The sequence below is a fragment of the Streptomyces scopuliridis RB72 genome (genome assembly GCF_000718095.1).
GTDB lineage: Bacteria > Actinomycetota > Actinomycetes > Streptomycetales > Streptomycetaceae > Streptomyces > Streptomyces scopuliridis.
Genome location: NZ_JOEI01000033.1, coordinates 1 through 16,031 on the forward strand (window position 1 = coordinate 1; position 16,031 = coordinate 16,031).

14 protein-coding genes are annotated in these 16,031 nt (G+C 71.3%); 3 read left to right on the forward strand and 11 right to left on the reverse strand.

Annotation, left to right across the window (positions count from 1 at the left end):
* Nucleotides 1–403 precede the first annotated feature (403 nt).
* From cobT to IF11_RS0131960, 6 genes are all read right to left on the reverse strand, one after another.
* Nucleotides 404–3,700, reverse strand: coding sequence for a nicotinate-nucleotide--dimethylbenzimidazole phosphoribosyltransferase (gene cobT / locus IF11_RS0131935; RefSeq protein ID WP_030355278.1), 3,297 nt, complete (start codon nt 3,698–3,700; stop codon nt 404–406).
* Between the two features lie 345 nt (nt 3,701–4,045).
* Entirely contained in the window at nt 4,046–5,266 is a 1,221-nt protein-coding gene (gene cbiE, locus IF11_RS0131940; protein WP_030355279.1) for a precorrin-6y C5,15-methyltransferase (decarboxylating) subunit CbiE, read from the reverse strand.
* Between the two features lie 176 nt (nt 5,267–5,442).
* Entirely contained in the window at nt 5,443–6,081 is a 639-nt protein-coding gene (locus IF11_RS0131945; protein ID WP_051746403.1) for a GNAT family N-acetyltransferase, read from the reverse strand.
* Between the two features lie 147 nt (nt 6,082–6,228).
* Nucleotides 6,229–7,089 carry a MetQ/NlpA family ABC transporter substrate-binding protein gene (locus IF11_RS0131950; protein WP_030355281.1) on the reverse strand — a complete coding sequence of 287 codons (861 nt, stop codon included), beginning with the start codon at nt 7,087–7,089 and terminating at the stop codon, nt 6,229–6,231.
* A 73-nt stretch (nt 7,090–7,162) separates the two neighbouring features.
* Nucleotides 7,163–7,834 carry a methionine ABC transporter permease gene (locus IF11_RS0131955; RefSeq protein ID WP_030355282.1) on the reverse strand — a complete coding sequence of 224 codons (672 nt, stop codon included), beginning with the start codon at nt 7,832–7,834 and terminating at the stop codon, nt 7,163–7,165.
* Nucleotides 7,831–8,916, reverse strand: a complete 1,086-nt coding sequence (locus tag IF11_RS0131960; protein ID WP_030355283.1) for a methionine ABC transporter ATP-binding protein — start codon at nt 8,914–8,916, stop codon at nt 7,831–7,833. Before IF11_RS0131960 ends, IF11_RS0131955 begins: the two co-directional genes overlap by 4 nt.
* Nucleotides 8,917–9,556: 640 nt before the next feature.
* Between IF11_RS0131960 and IF11_RS0131965 the strand changes: the two genes are divergently transcribed.
* Together IF11_RS0131965 and IF11_RS0131970 are read left to right on the forward strand one after the other, a co-directional pair.
* Nucleotides 9,557–9,916, forward strand: a complete 360-nt coding sequence (locus tag IF11_RS0131965) for a hypothetical protein (protein WP_030355284.1) — start codon at nt 9,557–9,559, stop codon at nt 9,914–9,916.
* A gap of 4 nt (nt 9,917–9,920) precedes the next feature.
* Complete coding sequence (locus IF11_RS0131970; RefSeq protein ID WP_030355285.1) at nt 9,921–10,334, forward strand: hypothetical protein; 414 nt, start codon at nt 9,921–9,923, stop codon at nt 10,332–10,334.
* A 110-nt stretch (nt 10,335–10,444) separates the two neighbouring features.
* Here IF11_RS0131970 and IF11_RS0131975 read toward each other — a convergent pair whose 3' ends face one another.
* From IF11_RS0131975 to IF11_RS0131985, 3 genes are all read right to left on the reverse strand, one after another.
* A complete protein-coding gene (locus tag IF11_RS0131975; protein ID WP_030355286.1) occupies nt 10,445–10,963 on the reverse strand; it encodes a GNAT family N-acetyltransferase in 519 nt (172 codons plus the stop codon).
* A 37-nt stretch (nt 10,964–11,000) separates the two neighbouring features.
* Nucleotides 11,001–11,561 (reverse strand): RNA polymerase sigma factor, encoded by a 561-nt coding sequence (locus tag IF11_RS0131980; RefSeq protein ID WP_030355287.1) that lies wholly within the window; start codon nt 11,559–11,561, stop codon nt 11,001–11,003.
* Nucleotides 11,562–11,689: 128 nt separating this feature from the next.
* A complete protein-coding gene (locus IF11_RS0131985; protein ID WP_030355288.1) occupies nt 11,690–12,853 on the reverse strand; it encodes a glycerophosphodiester phosphodiesterase in 1,164 nt (387 codons plus the stop codon).
* Nucleotides 12,854–13,185: 332 nt separating this feature from the next.
* Here IF11_RS0131985 and IF11_RS0131990 point away from each other — a divergent pair, with 332 nt between their 5' ends.
* Nucleotides 13,186–13,815, forward strand: a complete 630-nt coding sequence (locus IF11_RS0131990) for a lysophospholipid acyltransferase family protein (protein ID WP_240627693.1) — start codon at nt 13,186–13,188, stop codon at nt 13,813–13,815.
* Nucleotides 13,816–13,879: 64 nt separating this feature from the next.
* Here IF11_RS0131990 and IF11_RS0131995 read toward each other — a convergent pair whose 3' ends face one another.
* Together IF11_RS0131995 and IF11_RS0132000 are read right to left on the reverse strand one after the other, a co-directional pair.
* Complete coding sequence (locus IF11_RS0131995) at nt 13,880–15,421, reverse strand: MFS transporter (RefSeq protein ID WP_030355290.1); 1,542 nt, start codon at nt 15,419–15,421, stop codon at nt 13,880–13,882.
* Nucleotides 15,418–15,966, reverse strand: a complete 549-nt coding sequence (locus IF11_RS0132000) for a TetR/AcrR family transcriptional regulator (protein ID WP_030355291.1) — start codon at nt 15,964–15,966, stop codon at nt 15,418–15,420. The genes IF11_RS0131995 and IF11_RS0132000 overlap by 4 nt, the downstream gene beginning before the upstream one ends.
* Between the last annotated feature and the right edge of the window lie 65 nt (nt 15,967–16,031).

The window sequence follows — 16,031 nt, forward strand, 5'->3', positions numbered from 1 at the left end:
ACGGCCGGGCCGCCTGTGCGGGCAGTGAAGGGGGGCGCGCAGGGGTCGTGTCCGGGACACTAAAGCGTGATTTGTGGCGCACGAACGCCCGAACCCATCATCAGGGCCGCTGCGCGCCGTAAATCATGCCGTCCCGGGCGCGAACCCCGGAGCGCACCCCGGCAACAACCCGCAGACGCACCACCGGCCCCCGCCGAAACTCACCCCCGACCACGACCCCCCGCCGGAGGCGAACCGCGCCACCCGGCAACAACCCGAACCCGACCACCGGCCCCGGGCCACAGACAAACGCACCCCCGACCACGACCCCCCGCCGGAAGGCGAACCGCGCCACCCGGCAACAACCCGCACCCGGACCACCGGCCCCCGGTCAAAGGCGAGCGGACCCCGGGCAACGCGCAGCCTATTTCTCCGTGACCCCCGCCGAGTCGAACGTCGCCACCTCGTGCATCGCCCGCGCCGCGCTCTGTACCACCGGGAGCGCCAGCAGCGCCCCCGTGCCCTCGCCCAGGCGGAGGTCCAGGTCGACCAAGGGGCGCAGGCCGAGTTTGTTGAGGGCCGCTACGTGGCCCGGCTCCGCGCTGCGGTGGCCCGCGATGCAGGCCGCCAGGGCCTCCGGGGCGATCGCCCGGGCGACCAGCGCCGCCGCGCCGGCGCTCACGCCGTCCAGGATGACCGGCGTACGCAGCGACGCGCCGCCCAGCAGGAATCCGACCAGGGCCGCGTGTTCCAGGCCGCCGATCGCCGCGAGGACGCCGACCGGGTCGGACGGGTCGGGCTGGTGCAGGTCGAGACCTCGGCGGACGACGTCCACCTTGCGGGCGTGCATCTCGTCGTTGATGCCGGTGCCCCGGCCGGTGACCTCCGCCGGGTCCTGGCCGGTGTAGACGCAGATCAGCGCGGCCGACACGGTCGTGTTGGCGATGCCCATCTCTCCGGTGAGCAGGGCCTTGTTGCCCGCGGCCACCAGATCGCGGGCCGTCTCGATGCCGACCTCGATCGCCGCGAGGACTTCCTCGCGGCTCAGCGCGGGCCCCGTCGTGAAGTCGGCCGTACCGGCGCGGACCTTGCGGGGCAGCAGGCCCGGCGTCGCCTGGAGTTCGCCGGTGACGCCCACGTCGATGACGCAGACCTCCGCGCCCACCTGGGTCGCGAACGCGTTGCACACCGCGCCGCCGCCCAGGAAGTTGGCGACCATCTGGCCGGTCACCTCCTGCGGCCACGGGGTCACCCCCTGCGCGTGTACGCCGTGGTCGCCCGCGAAGATCGCGACGGCGGCCGGTTCCGGGATCGGCGGCGGGCAGAGCCGGGACAATCCGCTGAGCTGGGCGGAGATGATCTCCAGCATGCCGAGCGCGCCGGCGGGTTTGGTCATCCGCTTCTGCCGCTCCCATGCCTCGCCCAGCGCCTTGGCGTCCAGCGGGCGGATTCCGGCGATGGTCTCCTGGAGCAGATCGTGCGGCTCCTCGCCCGGCAGGGCGCGGCGGCCGTACGTCTCCTCGTGGACGACCCAGGAGAGCGGCCGGCGCTTGGACCAGCCGGCCTGCATCAGCTCGGGCTCGACGGGGAACTCGTCCACGTATCCGACGCAGAGGTACGCCACTACTTCGAGATGCTCGGGCAGCCCCAGTGCGCGCACCATCTCGCGCTCGTCGAAGAAGCTGACCCAGCCGACGCCGAGGCCCTCGGCGCGGGCGGCGAGCCACAGGTTCTCCACGGCGAGCGCCGAGGAGTACGGGGCCATCTGAGGCTGGGTGTGCCGGCCGAGGGTGTGCCGGCCGCCGCGCGTGGGGTCCGCGGTGACGACGATGTTCACCGGGGTGTCGAGGATGGCCTCGATCTTCAGTTCCTTGAACTGCTTGGCCCGGCCCTTGGGCAGCGCCTTGGCGTACGCGTCACGCTGACGCTGTGCCAGCTCGTGCATGGACCGCCGGGTCTCGGCTGAGCGGATGACGACGAAGTCCCAGGGCTGGGAGTGGCCCACGCTGGGCGCGGTGTGCGCGGCCTCCAGGACGCGCAGCAGGACCTCGTGCGGGATGGGGTCGGAGCGGAAGCCGTTACGGATGTCCCGGCGCTCGCGCATCACACGGAGCACGGCGTCGCGTTCGGCGTCGTCGTAGCCGGACGGGGCCGCGGTGCCTTCCTGCGCGACGGGCGCGGGCTCGGGTTCGGGTTCGGCTTCCTCGGGCTGAGGCTCCGCCTCGGCCTTGGGCTCCGGTACGGCGACGGGCTCCGGTACGGCGACGGGCTCCGGTACGGCGGTGGTCTCCGCGAGCGGTTCCGGTTCCGGCGCGGCTTCGGGCTCCGGGGCAGGCTCCGGCGCCGGTTCGGGCGCGGACTCCTGGACCGGTGCGGGCTCGGGTTCCGGCGTGGGCTCGGGGGCGGACTCCTGGACCGGCTCGGGTTCCGGGGCCGGTGCGAGTACGGGCTCTTCCGCCGGCTGCTCGATCTGCTCGGCGGCGGGAGCCGGGGCCTCCTGCGCTTCGGCCGGCTCGACCGACACCGCGGCCGGGGCCTCGGCCACGGGGGCGGGCTCCGGCTCCGGCTCGGGGGCAGGTTCCGGCAGTTGCTCCGCGGCGGGCGGTTCGGGGGCGATCGGTTCGGGCTGCGGCTCCGGCTCGACGACGGCGACCGCCTCGGGCTCCGGCTCGACGACGGCGGCCACCTCGGGCTCCGGCTCGGCCGGGACGGGGACCGGTACAGGGACCGGCTCGGCCTGGGCTTCCGGCTCCGGGACGACCGCTTCTGCCGCCGCCTCCGGCGCCACAGCCACGGCCACAGGCTCGGGCTCGGCGGCCGGCGGCTCGGCCGACCAAGGGGCCCCCGCCTGCGGCGGGATCTCGCTCAGCTGCGGTCCCGCGAGGACGGCGGGCTCCTCGCGCGGGACGTCCAGATACTCCGGGCCCGTGGTGGCCGGTCCCTGGGCCTGGGCGCGTACCCGGACGGCCTGCGTCGGCGTGCCCGCCGGCCCCCGGTCGGCGAGCGAACGCACCACGCCACCCGTCGGGTCGGGCACCGGCGGGCCCATGTGCAGCGGGCGGCGCACCGGCGTCTGGACAGGGGCGGGCGCGGGGGCCGCCACGGGCGCCGGCATACGTACGCCGGTGAGATCCACCGAACTGGTGTCCCGGCCTCCGGCCTCGTGCGCGCCCGGCTGGTGCGGGGTCTGCCCGGGCTGCGGCAGGTCCGTCACCTCTTCGGACACGACCGGGGCCTCGGGCTCCACGGGGGCGGCCGGCTGCTCGAACTCGGCCTGCGCGACCGGAGCCTGCGTCGGCTCGGCGGTGAACTCCGGCTGGGGCTGGTAGCCGTCCGGCGCCTCGGCCTGGACCTGGGCCACCGGCTCCTGGATCGGCGCCGGCTGTTCTATGGGCGGCATCTGCTGCTGGATCAGGGCCTGCTCGGGAACGGCGTACGCCTCGGGCGCCACCGGGGCGTAGCTCTCCGGCGCGGCGGCGTACCCGTCGGGCGTGGCGTACCCCTCGGGCACGGCGTAGGCGAGGGGCGCCTCACTGGGCACGACCTGGGGGTCGTTCCAGCCGCCCTGGGCGCTCGGCATGAGCAGGAGGTCTTCGTCCTCGGTGACGGGTGCGGAGGGGGCGAGGTAGGTGTACGCGCCGGGAGCGGGGATGCCCGGCTGCTCCACCATGCCTGCGTTCTCCGGCAGTCCCTCGACCGGGACCTGGCCGGTGTCAGTCATGTGCGTACCCCTCGCCCATTGGTTCTGCTCCTTCAGCCCTTCCACCGGGGCGCCCGATCCGCGGCGCTTCCGGCGCCCGTCATGAACAACGAGCGTGGGCGCCGGGCGGCACGAAAGGCCCGCGTCGGCCCTGGTGTCTGGGCTTCCGCGGTCTTTCAGGGCCCTGGCGGTGGTATCCGCCACGGCCCGCTGTGGACTGCGCCACGTCGCGCGTCCCCCGGTTCTCGCCGTACCACATCAGGGCCCAAAACGGGCCCCTTTTCCGGACATTGACGAACGAAGTAACGAACGCCCGGCTGCTGTACAACGATCGGCCAGCCTACCCCGCGCGGCGCGGAAGCAGGGTCAGGGGCCGCTCTCCGGACGCTGTCCGGAGACGAGGAAGACGACGGAGCGCTCGCGCTCGGACCAGTCGCCGGTGTCGAGGCCGACAGACTGGAGCAGGGCGCACTCCACCTCATATCCCCCTGCCGCCAGGGCCGTTCCCACCGCCTCGGCCTCGTCGCGGGTGGCCGCGTGGGTGACGATGCGCTCGGGCCTGCGGTCGGCGCAGGCGGTGACCACATCGAGACCGCCGGCGCCGATCCGTACGACATCGGGCTCGGGCAGCCGCTCCAGTACGTGGGGCGCCCGGCCCTGGACGACCTGGAGCTGTACGCCGGCGCGGCGGGCGGCGGCGGCCGTGCTGGCGCAGGCCCCCGGCTCGTCGTCCACGGCGATGACCGCGGCGCCGAAGCGGGCCGCCTCGGCGGCGAGTGCTCCGCTCCCGCAGCCGATGTCCCAGACGAGATCGCCGGTACGGGCGCCGAGCCGGGCCAGCTGGGCGGCACGCAGCCAGGTCGACTCGCCCTCGTCCAGCTCGATGCCGTACTCCTCGGTGGGCAGCGCCCAGCCGCGTTCGGCCGGCGGGTATCCGGGGTCGCGGCCGGCGATCCAGCCGCTGCCCGGGGAGACCGCGGTACCGACTCCGCCGATGACGATCACCACGTTCGGATCACGCCAGACATGGTCGGCGGCCTTGTCGGAGGTGAGGACGGTGACCTGTTCCCGGTCGGTGCCGAGCTCCTCGCAGATGACGAAGGTGCGGTGGATCCCGTCGAGGAGCAGCGCGAGTTCGGCGGGGCCGGCGCCCGGGGAGGTGAGGACGGCGACCTTGGTGTGCGCCCGGCAGACATTGACGGCGCGGCGGAGCGTACGGCGGTGGGCGACGACGACTTGGGCGTCGTCCCAGGCCATCCCGGCCCGCGCGAAGGCGCTGGCCACGGCGGAGACCGCGGGGACGACTTCGACCTCCAGGCCGTGTTCCGGCGCGCGCAGGGTGCGTACGACGCCGAAGAAGCCGGGGTCGCCGTCGGCGAGGACCACGGCGCTGCCGCGGTGCCCGGCGATCCTGCGGGCCGCGAGGTCGATCGAGCCGAGGCGGATGCGCTCGGCGCCGGGCGGCACCTCGGGGAGCGCCAGATGGTGGGCGGCTCCGGCCACCAGAGTGGCGGCGGAGAGCGCGGACTTGGCCGCGGCGGTGAGGGGCGAGCCGTCCCAGCCGATCACCGTGACGCGGTCGGCCATCGTCGTCAGTCTCCGTAAGTCGTCTCAAGTGGGGCGGAAGCGGGGCAGAGGTGGGAGATCGCTGCCGGTGGTCGTGGATCGCGGCCGTCGCGCGGGGCACTGCCCGTACGGTCGTGAGCGCACGGTGAGAGTACCTGGCCGGGCCGGGAGGCCGGCCGGGCGGTGGGGGGTGGCCGTCAGTTCCAGTCGGTGAAGGACGCGTAGCCCGTCGCGTCCGCCATCTGCTCGGCGACGCCTTCGAGATCCTCGGGCAGCAGGCTCCAGACGATCAGGTCGGTGCGGATGTCGGTCCAGCCGCCGTCCTCGGTCTGGGTGCGCGCTATCCAGGCGTTGCGCAGGACGCCCTCGCTGATGCAGCCGATCTTCTGCGCGACCTGCTGGGAGGCCGTGTTGTCGGCGGGGGTGCGCACCTCGATGCGTTCGAACTTCTGGTCGCGGAAGAGCCACTGGGCGACCGCGAGCGCCGATTCGGTGGCGTATCCCTCACCGCGCGCCCAGGGCGCGGTCACATACGCGGCCTCGGTGGCGAGTGCGTGCCAGTTGGTGTTCCGCAGCCGTACGACCCCGACGAGCCGCTGGGTGAGGAACTCGGTGACGGCGAACGCGATCCCGCGCCCTTCCAGGCGCTCGGCGGGGGCGATTCTGCCGATCCACTCCTCGGCGTCTCTTCTCGTATACGGATGAGGGACGGAGGTCCAGGCCGTGACCAGCTCGTCATTCATCATCTCGATGTGCGCCGGGATGTCCGCCGGCTCGAAGGGGCGCAGCACCAACCGCTCCGTGCTGATGGAAACGTCCGGAAAGGTGGTAGTCATGCACAGCTCCATGCCTCAGTCCGTCGTAAATGCACAGCATGCAGCATCGGGTGGCGGATGCGCATGGCCGGGTCCGTACGGATACGGAAGCCCCGTACACGACGTGCGTGTACGGGGCTCTCGCCGACAGGAACGTTACTGCGGTGACTACTTGGCCGCGCCGAAAGCGGGCACGACCGAGCCCTCGTAGGTGTCCTCGATGTACTTCTTCACCTCGGGCGAGTTCAGGAGCTTCGCGAGCTTCTCCACCCGCGGGTCCTTCTCGTTGCCGCGCTTGACGGCGAGGAAGTTGGCGTACGGGTTGCCGTCGGCCTTCTCCAGGGCCAGGGCGTCCTTGGCGGGCTTGAGGTCGGCCTCGATGGCGTAGTTGCCATTGATGACGGCGGCGTCCACGTCGTTCAGGGCGCGGGGCAGCGTGGCCGCCTCCAGTTCCTTGAACTTCAGGCCCTTGGCGTCCTTGATGTCGGCGAGGTTGGCGTCGGTGCCCGCGCCGTCCTTGAGCGTGATCACACCGTTGTCCGCGAGCAGCTTGAGCGCGCGGCCCTCGTTGGTGGTGTCGTTGGGGATGGCGACGCTCTGGCCGGCCTTGAGCTCCTTGAGGTCCTTGACCTTCTTGGAGTAGAGGCCGAGGGGCTCCAGCTCGACATCGACGACGGGCACGATGTCGGTGCCCTTCTTCTTGTTGAAGTCGTCCAGGTACGGCTTGTGCTGGAAGAAGTTGGCGTCGACCTCGCCGCTCTGGGTGGCGGTGTTCGGCAGGACGTAGTCCGTGAACTCCTTGACCTCCAGCTTGAGACCGTCCTTGTCCGCCAGGTTCTTCTTGACGAAGTTCAGGATGTCGGCGTGCGGCGTCGGGGACGCGGCGACGACGAGCGGCTTGGAGGTGTCGGCGGAGGCTCCGGCGGCGGACGAGGAGCCCGGGTCGGAGGAGGTGCCGCAGGCGCTGAGGCCGAGGGCGAGAGCGGCGGTGGCGGCGGCTGCCGCGCTGAACTTGACGGTGGTACGCACGAAGAGTGCCTCTTTCCGGTGATGCGGGTGACGTGGCCCGGACAAGGAGTGCGGGCCTGAGGGTGGAATCGGGTCAGGTGGCGGTACGGCCGCGGCGCGCCAGCAGCCGTACGACCCCGTCGCCGAGCAGCTGGACCACGGTGACGATCGCGATCAGGACGACAACCGTGGCGATCATGAAGCCGTTCTCGAAGCGCTGGAATCCATAGGTGACGGCCTTGGATCCGAGCCCCTCACCGCCGACCGCCCCGGCCATGGCCGAGTAGCCGATGAGCACGATGACGGTGGTGGTGACGGCGGACACCAGCGACGGCAGGGCCTGCGGCAGCAGCACCTTGCGGACGATGGTGGGGATCGAGCCGCCCATCGCCTGGACGGCCTCGACCAGCCCGTGGTCGACCTCGCGGATGGCCGTCTCGACGAGTCGCGCGAAGAACGGGATGGCGCCGATCGCCAGCGGCACGATCATCGCGGTGGGGCCGATGAACGTGCCGACGATCAGGGTGGTGAACGGGATCAGCGCGATCAGCAGGATCATGAACGGCAGCGAGCGGCCGATGTTCACGATCGCCCCGACGGCCTTGTTGACCACGGCGTTCTGGAGCAGTCCGCCCTTGTCGGTGAGGACCAGCAGAATGCCGAGGGGCAGTCCGCCGGCGAGGGTGACGAGCGCGGACCACAGCACCATATAGAGGGTGTCGATGGTCCCCTGGGACAGCAGGGGCTGCATCTCCGACCAGGTCACTTGGCATCTTCCTTCACTGGTGCGGGGCTCTGCGCGGGGACGGTGGCTGCCGCGTCGGCGCCTGTGTCCGCGTCGTCCACGATCTCGGCCTGGAGACCCTGTTCGCGCAGGAAGCCGATCGGGACGACGTTGTCCTCGTAGGCGCCGGGCAGCTCGATCCGCATCCGGCCGATCTGCCGCCCGCCGACGGTGTCCATCGCGGCACCCAGGATCGATATGTCGATGTTGTAGGTCCTGGCGAGCTGGGAGATCACCGGCTGGGTCGCGGCGGCTCCGAGGAAGGTGACGTCGAGGACCGTACGGCCGGGACCCGAGGCCGTACCGCCCACCGGGAACAGCTCCTGCGCCAGCTGCGATCCAGGGGTGGCGAGCAGTTCGCCGACCGTGCCGGACTCGACGATCCGGCCCTTGCGCATCAGCGCCGCCGAGTCGCAGATCGTCTTCACGACCTCCATCTCGTGCGTGATGAGCAGCACCGTCAGACCGAGCTGCCGGTTGAGGTCGCGCAGCAGTTGGAGGATCGAGCGGGTGGTCTCCGGGTCCAGGGCGCTCGTCGCCTCGTCGGAGAGCAGCACCTTGGGGTTGCCGGCCAGCGCGCGGGCGATTCCGACCCGCTGCTTCTGGCCGCCGGAGAGCTGGGCCGGATACGCCTTGGCCTTGTCGGCGAGACCGACCAGATCCAGCAGCTCCAGGGCGCGGCGCGTACGTTCCTGGCCCGCCACGCCGAGGATCTCCAGCGGCAGTTCGACGTTGTCCCTGACCGTGCGGGAGGACAGCAGATTGAAGTGCTGGAAGACCATGCCGATCGAACTGCGCGCCCGGCGCAGCTCCTTGCCCGCCCGCCGGCCGCGGCCGGCGAGTGCGGTGAGGTCCTGGCCGTCGACGGTGACCGTACCGGCGGTGGGGCGTTCGAGGAGATTGACGCAGCGGATGAGCGACGACTTCCCGGCGCCGCTCTGTCCCACGACTCCGAAGACCTCGCCCTCGCGGACATGCAGGTCGACGCCGTCGAGCGCGGTGACTTCACGGCCGCGTGACTGGGCGGACCGGTAGATCTTCGTCAGGCCCGTAGTAGTGATCACAGGGGTTTCCATCACTGTCGAGTGCGCGGCGAGGGGTCCGCCGGGCACGGGGCATTCGTCATTCCGACATGGCGCGCTGACGCGGTGGGTGACCGGGAGGCGACGCACACGGGGGCAGGCACGCTGCGCCGGCCGGCCTTCGGACCATGGCTCTCATGGCCTTACGGGGTACGGACGCGGCTCGGCCGTCGGGTCTCGCTTCGGGGCGCGAGGCTCAGGCAGGGGCCCTCAGTTGGCGCACATTCGACACAGACAACGAGCACCGGGCGTGTGGTTCGCCTCGGTCGCGGGGGCGCGGTAGCTCGTTGTGGTCATGCCGTAAGTAAAACAGACGTGAGGATGGACGCCTGGGGGTTGTCCGTATAGCGGACAACTTCGCCGCACCATACGGACACCTCGTCGAGGTCCACGACGGTCGATGATGGCCCCTATCGGGCGGTACGGATCCCCGCCGCATGGGCCGTGACCTGCGCGGATATCGCCGAGTCGGGAACGCCCACAACAGTCGGCGTCCGCTCGGAGTGGTCGCGCGCTGTGGTCAAGGCCACGGTCCCGGGTGCTCGGAGCCACCGGGCGCGGAGGCACCGGCCTCGCGGGGGCGCGCGCGGCGGGCCTTTCGCCCCGTAATACGCTCGGGCCCATGCTTGTCGCCCTGACGGTCGCGGTCTCCGTGGCCGCGCTCGCCCTCGCCGCCTGGTGCGGCTTCGCCGCCTACCGCGACCAGCCCACCAAGGACTGGCACTTCATCGGCATGGCCGTGGTGTCGGTGCTCGCGCTGGCGCAGCTGGTCGTCGGGATCGTGCAGCTGGCGCGCGGCGAGCAGGCCGACGAGGGCTCGGTGATCTTCGTCTCGTATCTGCTCGGCGCGCTGTTCGCGGTCCCCGCGGCCGGGTTCCTGTCGCTGAGCGAGCGGACCCGCTGGGGCTCGGTCACGGTCGCCGCCGGAGCGGTCGTCCTGGCCGTGCTGGAAGTACGGCTCCATGACATCTGGGAAGGCTGACGACATGACCACCGAAGGCGCCGACGGGGCACCGGTCAGGCTGGTCCGGGGTCCTGGGCTGCTGCTGGTCTGGCTGTACGGCGTGATGTCGGTCGGCGCGGTCTCCCGGTCCGTCTACCAGATCGCCACCGAATTCGACCGCGCGCCACTGGCCTACGCGCTCTCCGCCGTCGCCGCCGCGGTCTACGCGTTCATCACCTACACGCTGGTACGCGGCGGGGAGACGGCACGGAAGGCCGCTCTGCTCTGCTGCGCCGCGGAGCTGGTGGGCGTACTGACCGTCGGGACATGGACGCTGGCCGATCCGTCGGCCTTCCCGGACGCCACGGTCTGGTCGGACTACGGGATGGGCTACCTCTTCATTCCGGTGCTGCTGCCGGTCACCGGCATTCTGTGGCTGCGCAAGAGCCGTCGATAGCGTCGATGGACCGCATCGCCGCTCGTCGCGGGTGATCGGGAAGCGGAACCCCCTTCGTACCCCTGAGGCCATGCCACTGGGGTCGTGCCGCCGGGGATTCCGCCCTCACGTCAGGCGCTGGCGACGTACGCCCCGACGGCCGCGGCCTCCGTCGCGGCTTCCTTCTCCAGGGTGACCAGTCTCAGTCGGGGGCCCGCCTGCTCCGTCGACACCGGGGCGTAGCCGCGGCTGCGGTAGAGCCGCAGATTGCCCTCGCTGCGGTGGCCGGTGAAGAGCTGGAAGCGCTGGGCCGCCGGCTGTCCCGCGAAGTGCGTCTCGATGGCGTCGAGCAGCCGTCCGCCGAGGCCGTGGCGCCGCATCCGGGGATGGACGATGAGCTTGGCGATCCGGGCGGTGCCCGTCGCGTCGATACTGCCGCGCACCGACGCCACCACTTCGTCGCCGAGCCTGGCCACCAGGCCGTGGCCCTGGGCGAGTTCGGCCCGCAGGTCGTCGAGCGTCTGGGTCAGGGGCTCGATGGTGTAGTCGCCGTACAGCTCGGCCTCGTTCTGGTAGCACAGGTACTGCAGCTTCAGGATCTGTTCAGCGTCCTGCGCGCTCGCCGCTGAGATGGTCACGCTCATGCCCATGTGTGCATGCCTCCCGCTCACTTGGTCCGCCGGTGGTCTACCGCTCCTTTCCCCCGAGTTCAGGAGCCGCAACCCCGGCCGCCAGCATTCTGCGCAGGCATCCCAGGCATCTGGAACGTAACGGTCCCAAACTGCCCTGTGACATACCCAACTCCCCCGCGATCTCACGGTAGGTGAGGTCCTCCGGCGACAGCATCGCGGTCAGGACCAGCGGACAGCGTCCGGGGGTACGGCCGACCGCCGCGCGGAGCGTCTGCCTCCGGTCGGTGCGCAGCGCGGCTCGCTCGGGGTCGGACTCGGGCCCGGCGGCGGGTTCGTAGCGGTACGGGAGTTCGCGGGCGGCGGTGCGCCGGGCGCGGCGGGCCTCGGCCCGTACGACATCCCGTACCCAGCGCGCGGTGTCGCCGGGCCAGGGCTCGGCGGCCGGCCGTTCCAGCAGCCGTACCCAGGCGGCCTGTTCGAGGTCTCCTGGCTCGGTCCCGGCCCCCGGAGCCTCCGCCGCCGCCTCCGCGCGCACCAGCGGAAGCAGCGCGTGGACGAGAGCCGTCGACCGCGCGGACTCCGACGGGCGGACGGAGGCCGGCGGGCGGTGCGCCATGGGCTGGGGCGGTCGGGAAGCGGGGAGGGGCCGGATGGGCCGGACTGATGTCATGCCCGCCGTGACGTCCGTGCGACGACGGGCGGTTGCTCCCCGGCCGGGCGGTCACCCGACCGGGGCACGCGCGCTCAGCGGCTGACGAAGTCCGCCCGCGCCAGCAGACCGGTGTCCGGGTTGTCGGTGAAGATGCCGTCGATGCCCTGCTCGAAGTAGGCCCGGAAGGCGCCGAAGGCATCGCCGTACGCGTTCGGGTCCGTACCGCGCCGGAAGTCCGCCGGCAGGAAGGCGTTCTCGTCGCGCAGCGTGTACGGGTGGAGGATCAGCCCCTTCGCGTGCGCGTCCCGTACCAGCGTGGTGGGCGTGCCCAGCTTGCCCGTGGCGTCCTTCGGGATGATCAGGTCGAGCGTCGGGCCGATGCCCTGCGCGTAGGACGCGATCCACTTCAGGCCCTCGGGCTTGACCAGATCGGCGACCGTACGCGGGTCGTTCGCGACCTTGAAGTCCCACGGGCGGGTGCCGGCGGCGTCGAGCAGGACGACGCGCGGCGAGGAGACCAGCTTCGCCATCCGCTGCATGCTGCTCGGCTCGAAGGACTGGAGGAAGATGGCGGAGTCCTTGCGGTCACGCCCGTAGCGGCGCAGCAGCTTCGCGAGGGGCTCCTCCAGGCCGAGGCCGAGACCGCGGAAGTAGGTGGGGTGCTTGGTCTCGGTGTACAGCCAGATCTTGCGGCCGAGGCGGCGGCCCTGCTCGTCCGCCCAGCGCAGCACCTCTTCGAAGGTGGGGACGTCCCAGCGGCCGTCGTAGAGCGTGTTGCGCTGCCGGACGCCGGGGATGCGCTCCTTGGCGCGCAGCGTCTTCAGCTCGGCGAGCGTGAAGTCCTCGGTGAACCAGCCGGTGAGGCTGACGCCGTCGATGCTCTTGGTGGTCTTGCGGCCCGCGAACTCCGGGTGGTCCGCGACATCGGTCGTGGCCGTGATGTCGTTCTCGTGACGGCACACCAGATGGCCGTCCTTGGTGGGCACCAGGTCCTGCTCGATCACATGCGCGCCGAGGTCGAGGGCGAGCTGGTACGAGCCGAGGGTGTGCTCGGGACGGTAGCCGCTGGCTCCGCGGTGGCCGATGATCGTGGGTACGGGCAGGGCCGGCTTCGCCGGTCCGTGGCCGCCCCGACCCGTTTCAACAGCGCGCTCGGCAGCCTGCGCCGAGGCGGGCAGCGCCACGGCCGCCGAGCCGAGCACCGCCGCTCCGAGTACGGTCCGCCGTCCGGGCGTATTCCGCGCACCCTGTGTCATGAACGCTCCTCGATGTGATGTCCCGCACCTGTCAACGACTGCCAAACGAGGGCCGAGCGTAGGCGGCCACGCCTTCCGTACGGGAGACCCTGGGCGAACGTGGCGGAAACTCACGTCAACAGCGTGTATCCGGTCGGTGAACCCGATGTGCGCTCGTGTGGAGTTGCGAGTACCGTCCTCACCTGCAGAGATTTAGAGGCCGGGCGAAGAGGCCGCGCGACGCCGCCCCACCTCTTCGCCCGGCCTCAAAGTCGGCCGTCCAGCAACTTCGCACGACACCGGAGGAACCGTTGTCCCGCTTCGCGCTCATCAAGGCAGCGCTCGGACCGATCATGCGCCTGATGTTCCGCACCCGTGTGGAAGGCGCCGAGAACATTCCGGGGAGCGGGCCGGTGATCCTCGCCGGCAACCATCTCACCTTCATCGACTCGATGATCCTGCCGCTGGTCTGTGACCGTCAGGTCTTCTTCATCGGCAAGGACGAGTACGTCACCGGCAAGGGCCTCAAGGGCAGGCTGATGGCCTGGTTCTTCACCGGCGTGGGCATGATCCCGGTGGACCGCGACGGTGGCCGGGGCGGGGTCGCGGCGCTGATGACGGGCCGTCGGATCCTGGACCAGGGCAATATCTTCGGTATCTATCCGGAGGGCACCCGCTCCCCCGACGGCCGGCTGTACCGGGGCCGTACGGGCATCGCGCGGCTGACGCTGATGACGGGCGCCCCGGTGGTGCCCTTCGCCATGATCGGTACGGACAAGCTCCAGCCGAACGGCTCGGGCATGCCCCGGACCGGCAAGGTGACCGTGCGCTTCGGCAAGCCGATGGAGTTCTCGCGGTACGAGGGCATGGACCGCGACCGGTATGTGCTGCGGGCGGTGACGGACTCGGTGATGACCGAGGTCATGGAGCTGTCCGGGCAGGAGTACGTGGACATGTACGCCACGAAGGCGAAGGCGGCGTAACCCGTTCGGGCGCCGAGGGCTTCCATGCCCTTGCTCCCGGCGCCCGTCAGGGCTCGACACCCCGTCAGTGCTCCACGCCGTCCTCCAGCTTCTGGCCGCGCAGCAGGAACCAGGCCACCACCGACGTGGCCAGCAGCACCGCCGCGCCCACCCCCGCCGCGAAGCGCAGACCGTCCACGAACGCCTCCTGAGCCGCCGCCACCAGCGCCGCCCCGGAGTGCCCCGGGAGTCCGGCGGCGGCCTCCACGGCGCCGCCCAGGGACTCGTGCGCGGCCGAGGCCGCGTCGGCCGGGACACCGGACGGGGTGGGGAAGCCCCGGTAGACGCCGGTGACGATCGAGCCGAGCAGCGCGATACCGAGCGCCGCGCCCAGTTCGTACGCGGTCTCCGACACCGCGGAGGCGGAACCGGCGTGCTCCTTGGGGACGCTGGAGAGAATCACATCGGCGGTGACGGTGAAGGAGAAGCCCGCGCCCACGCCGACGATCAGCAGGACAGCCCCCAGCAGCGGATAGCCGGTGGACTGGCTGATGGTGACCAGCGCCGCGAGGGACAGACCGATCGCCGCGAGCCCGCCGGCCACCACGGACCGTACGGAGTAACGGCGGGCGATGGTTCCGGCGAGGAGTCCCGCCGCCACCGCGCCGACGGCGGCGGGCAGTTCGGCCAGCCCCGCTTCCAGCGGCCGGCGGCCCTGCACCAGCTGCAGATACTGCGACAGGAAGAAGACCAGCCCGGAGAGGCCGAGGATGGTCAGCAGATCGGCCAGGACCGCGCCGGAGAAGCCCCGGTGGTGGAAGAGCCGTATGTCGAGCAGCGGGGCGGGCAGCGTGAGCTGGCGCCGTACGAACCAGTGGAGCGCGCCCGCGCCCAGCAGGCCCACGACCACGACGTCCCAGCCAGGACCGTGCGCGGCCGCTTCCTTGATCGCGTATACGACGCCGACGACGCCGACCAGGGAGAGCACCACGCTCGTCAGGTCCCAGGGACCCGGCGCGGGGTTCTTCGACTCGGGCAGCGTCTTGATGCCGACGATCACCAGAACGGCCATCACGGGCAGATTGATCAGGAAGACCGAGCCCCACCAGAAGTGCTCCAGCAGGAAGCCGCCGACGACCGGACCGACCGCCGCGCCCGCGGAGGCCATCGCGCCCCAGATGCCGATGGCGAGGCTGCGTTCCCTGGGGTCGTGGAAGATATTGCGGATCAGGGCGAGGGTGGCGGGCATCAGGGTCGCGCCCGCGACGCCGAGCAGCGCCCTGGCCACGATCATCATTTCCGGGGTGGTCGCGTACGCGTTGAGTACGGAGACCCCGCCGAAGGCGACCGCGCCCGTCAGCAGCAGCTTCTTGCGGCCGATCCGGTCGCCGAGGCTGCCCATGGAGACCAGCAGACCGGCGATGACGAAGGAGTAGATGTCGCCGATCCAGAGGAGCTGGGTGCCGGTCGGCTTGAGGTCCTCGCTGAGGAACGGTGTGGCGAGGCCCAGAACGGTGGCGTCGACGGCCACCAGCAGCACAGCGAGGACGAGCACGGTGAGCGCGATCCAGCGCCCGGGACGGGGCGTCTGATCGCTCTCCGCCGCGGTGAGGTGGGTGCTGGTCATTGCTTCACACTCCGTCGTGCTCCGCCGAGCAGCAACTCGGCGATCATGTACGGGAAATCCTTGGGGGCGGCGCGGCCGTCGTGGACGGTCCAGGCGCCGGCGCTGATCAGTCCGTAGAAGGCGTCCGTCAGCCAGGCGTGGCTGAGGTCGATACGGAACACGCCTTCCTCCTGGCCGCGCCGGAAGAGCGCGGAGATCCGGGCGTCGGTGCGGTTCCAGCCGTCGTAGACATCGCCCTCGAAGAGCTGGTTCTCGGTGAGGAGGAAGGCGAGCAGCCCGGCGGAGGGCTCGACGCTCGCGATCAGCCGGCGCAGCGCCTCGTCCGCCGGGCCCTCGTCGAGCCGGGCGTCGTCGAGGGCCGTCTCCAGCTCCTTGAGGCCCAGCTCCTCCAGCGCCTTGATCAGCGCGTCCCGCCCGGCGAAGTGGCGGTGCAGCGTCGCTCGCCCTATCCCCGCGGACCGGGCGACCTCGTCCATGGTGGCGGTGGCCCTGCGGGTGAGAAGGGCGGCGGCGGTGCGCAGCACCTGTTCACGATCGACGGTCATGAGACGACCATAACCCACATGAGACACCAATGTCTCATTCGATACAGCGCTGAACCACTACCCCG

Bases quoted from the DNA above. Each gene is read 5' to 3' on its own strand.
- cobT (WP_030355278.1), bottom strand. From the start codon at position 3,700: ATGACTGACACCGGCCAGGTCCCGGTCGAGGGACTGCCGGAGAACGCA.
- cbiE (WP_030355279.1), bottom strand. From the start codon at position 5,266: ATGGCCGACCGCGTCACGGTGATCGGCTGGGACGGCTCGCCCCTCACC.
- IF11_RS0131945 (WP_051746403.1), bottom strand. From the start codon at position 6,081: ATGACTACCACCTTTCCGGACGTTTCCATCAGCACGGAGCGGTTGGTG.
- IF11_RS0131965 (WP_030355284.1), top strand. From the start codon at position 9,557: ATGCTTGTCGCCCTGACGGTCGCGGTCTCCGTGGCCGCGCTCGCCCTC.
- IF11_RS0131970 (WP_030355285.1), top strand. From the start codon at position 9,921: ATGACCACCGAAGGCGCCGACGGGGCACCGGTCAGGCTGGTCCGGGGT.
- IF11_RS0131975 (WP_030355286.1), bottom strand. From the start codon at position 10,963: ATGGGCATGAGCGTGACCATCTCAGCGGCGAGCGCGCAGGACGCTGAA.
- IF11_RS0131980 (WP_030355287.1), bottom strand. From the start codon at position 11,561: ATGGCGCACCGCCCGCCGGCCTCCGTCCGCCCGTCGGAGTCCGCGCGG.
- IF11_RS0131985 (WP_030355288.1), bottom strand. From the start codon at position 12,853: ATGACACAGGGTGCGCGGAATACGCCCGGACGGCGGACCGTACTCGGA.
- IF11_RS0131990 (WP_240627693.1), top strand. From the start codon at position 13,186: ATGCGCCTGATGTTCCGCACCCGTGTGGAAGGCGCCGAGAACATTCCG.
- IF11_RS0131995 (WP_030355290.1), bottom strand. From the start codon at position 15,421: ATGACCAGCACCCACCTCACCGCGGCGGAGAGCGATCAGACGCCCCGT.
- IF11_RS0132000 (WP_030355291.1), bottom strand. From the start codon at position 15,966: ATGACCGTCGATCGTGAACAGGTGCTGCGCACCGCCGCCGCCCTTCTC.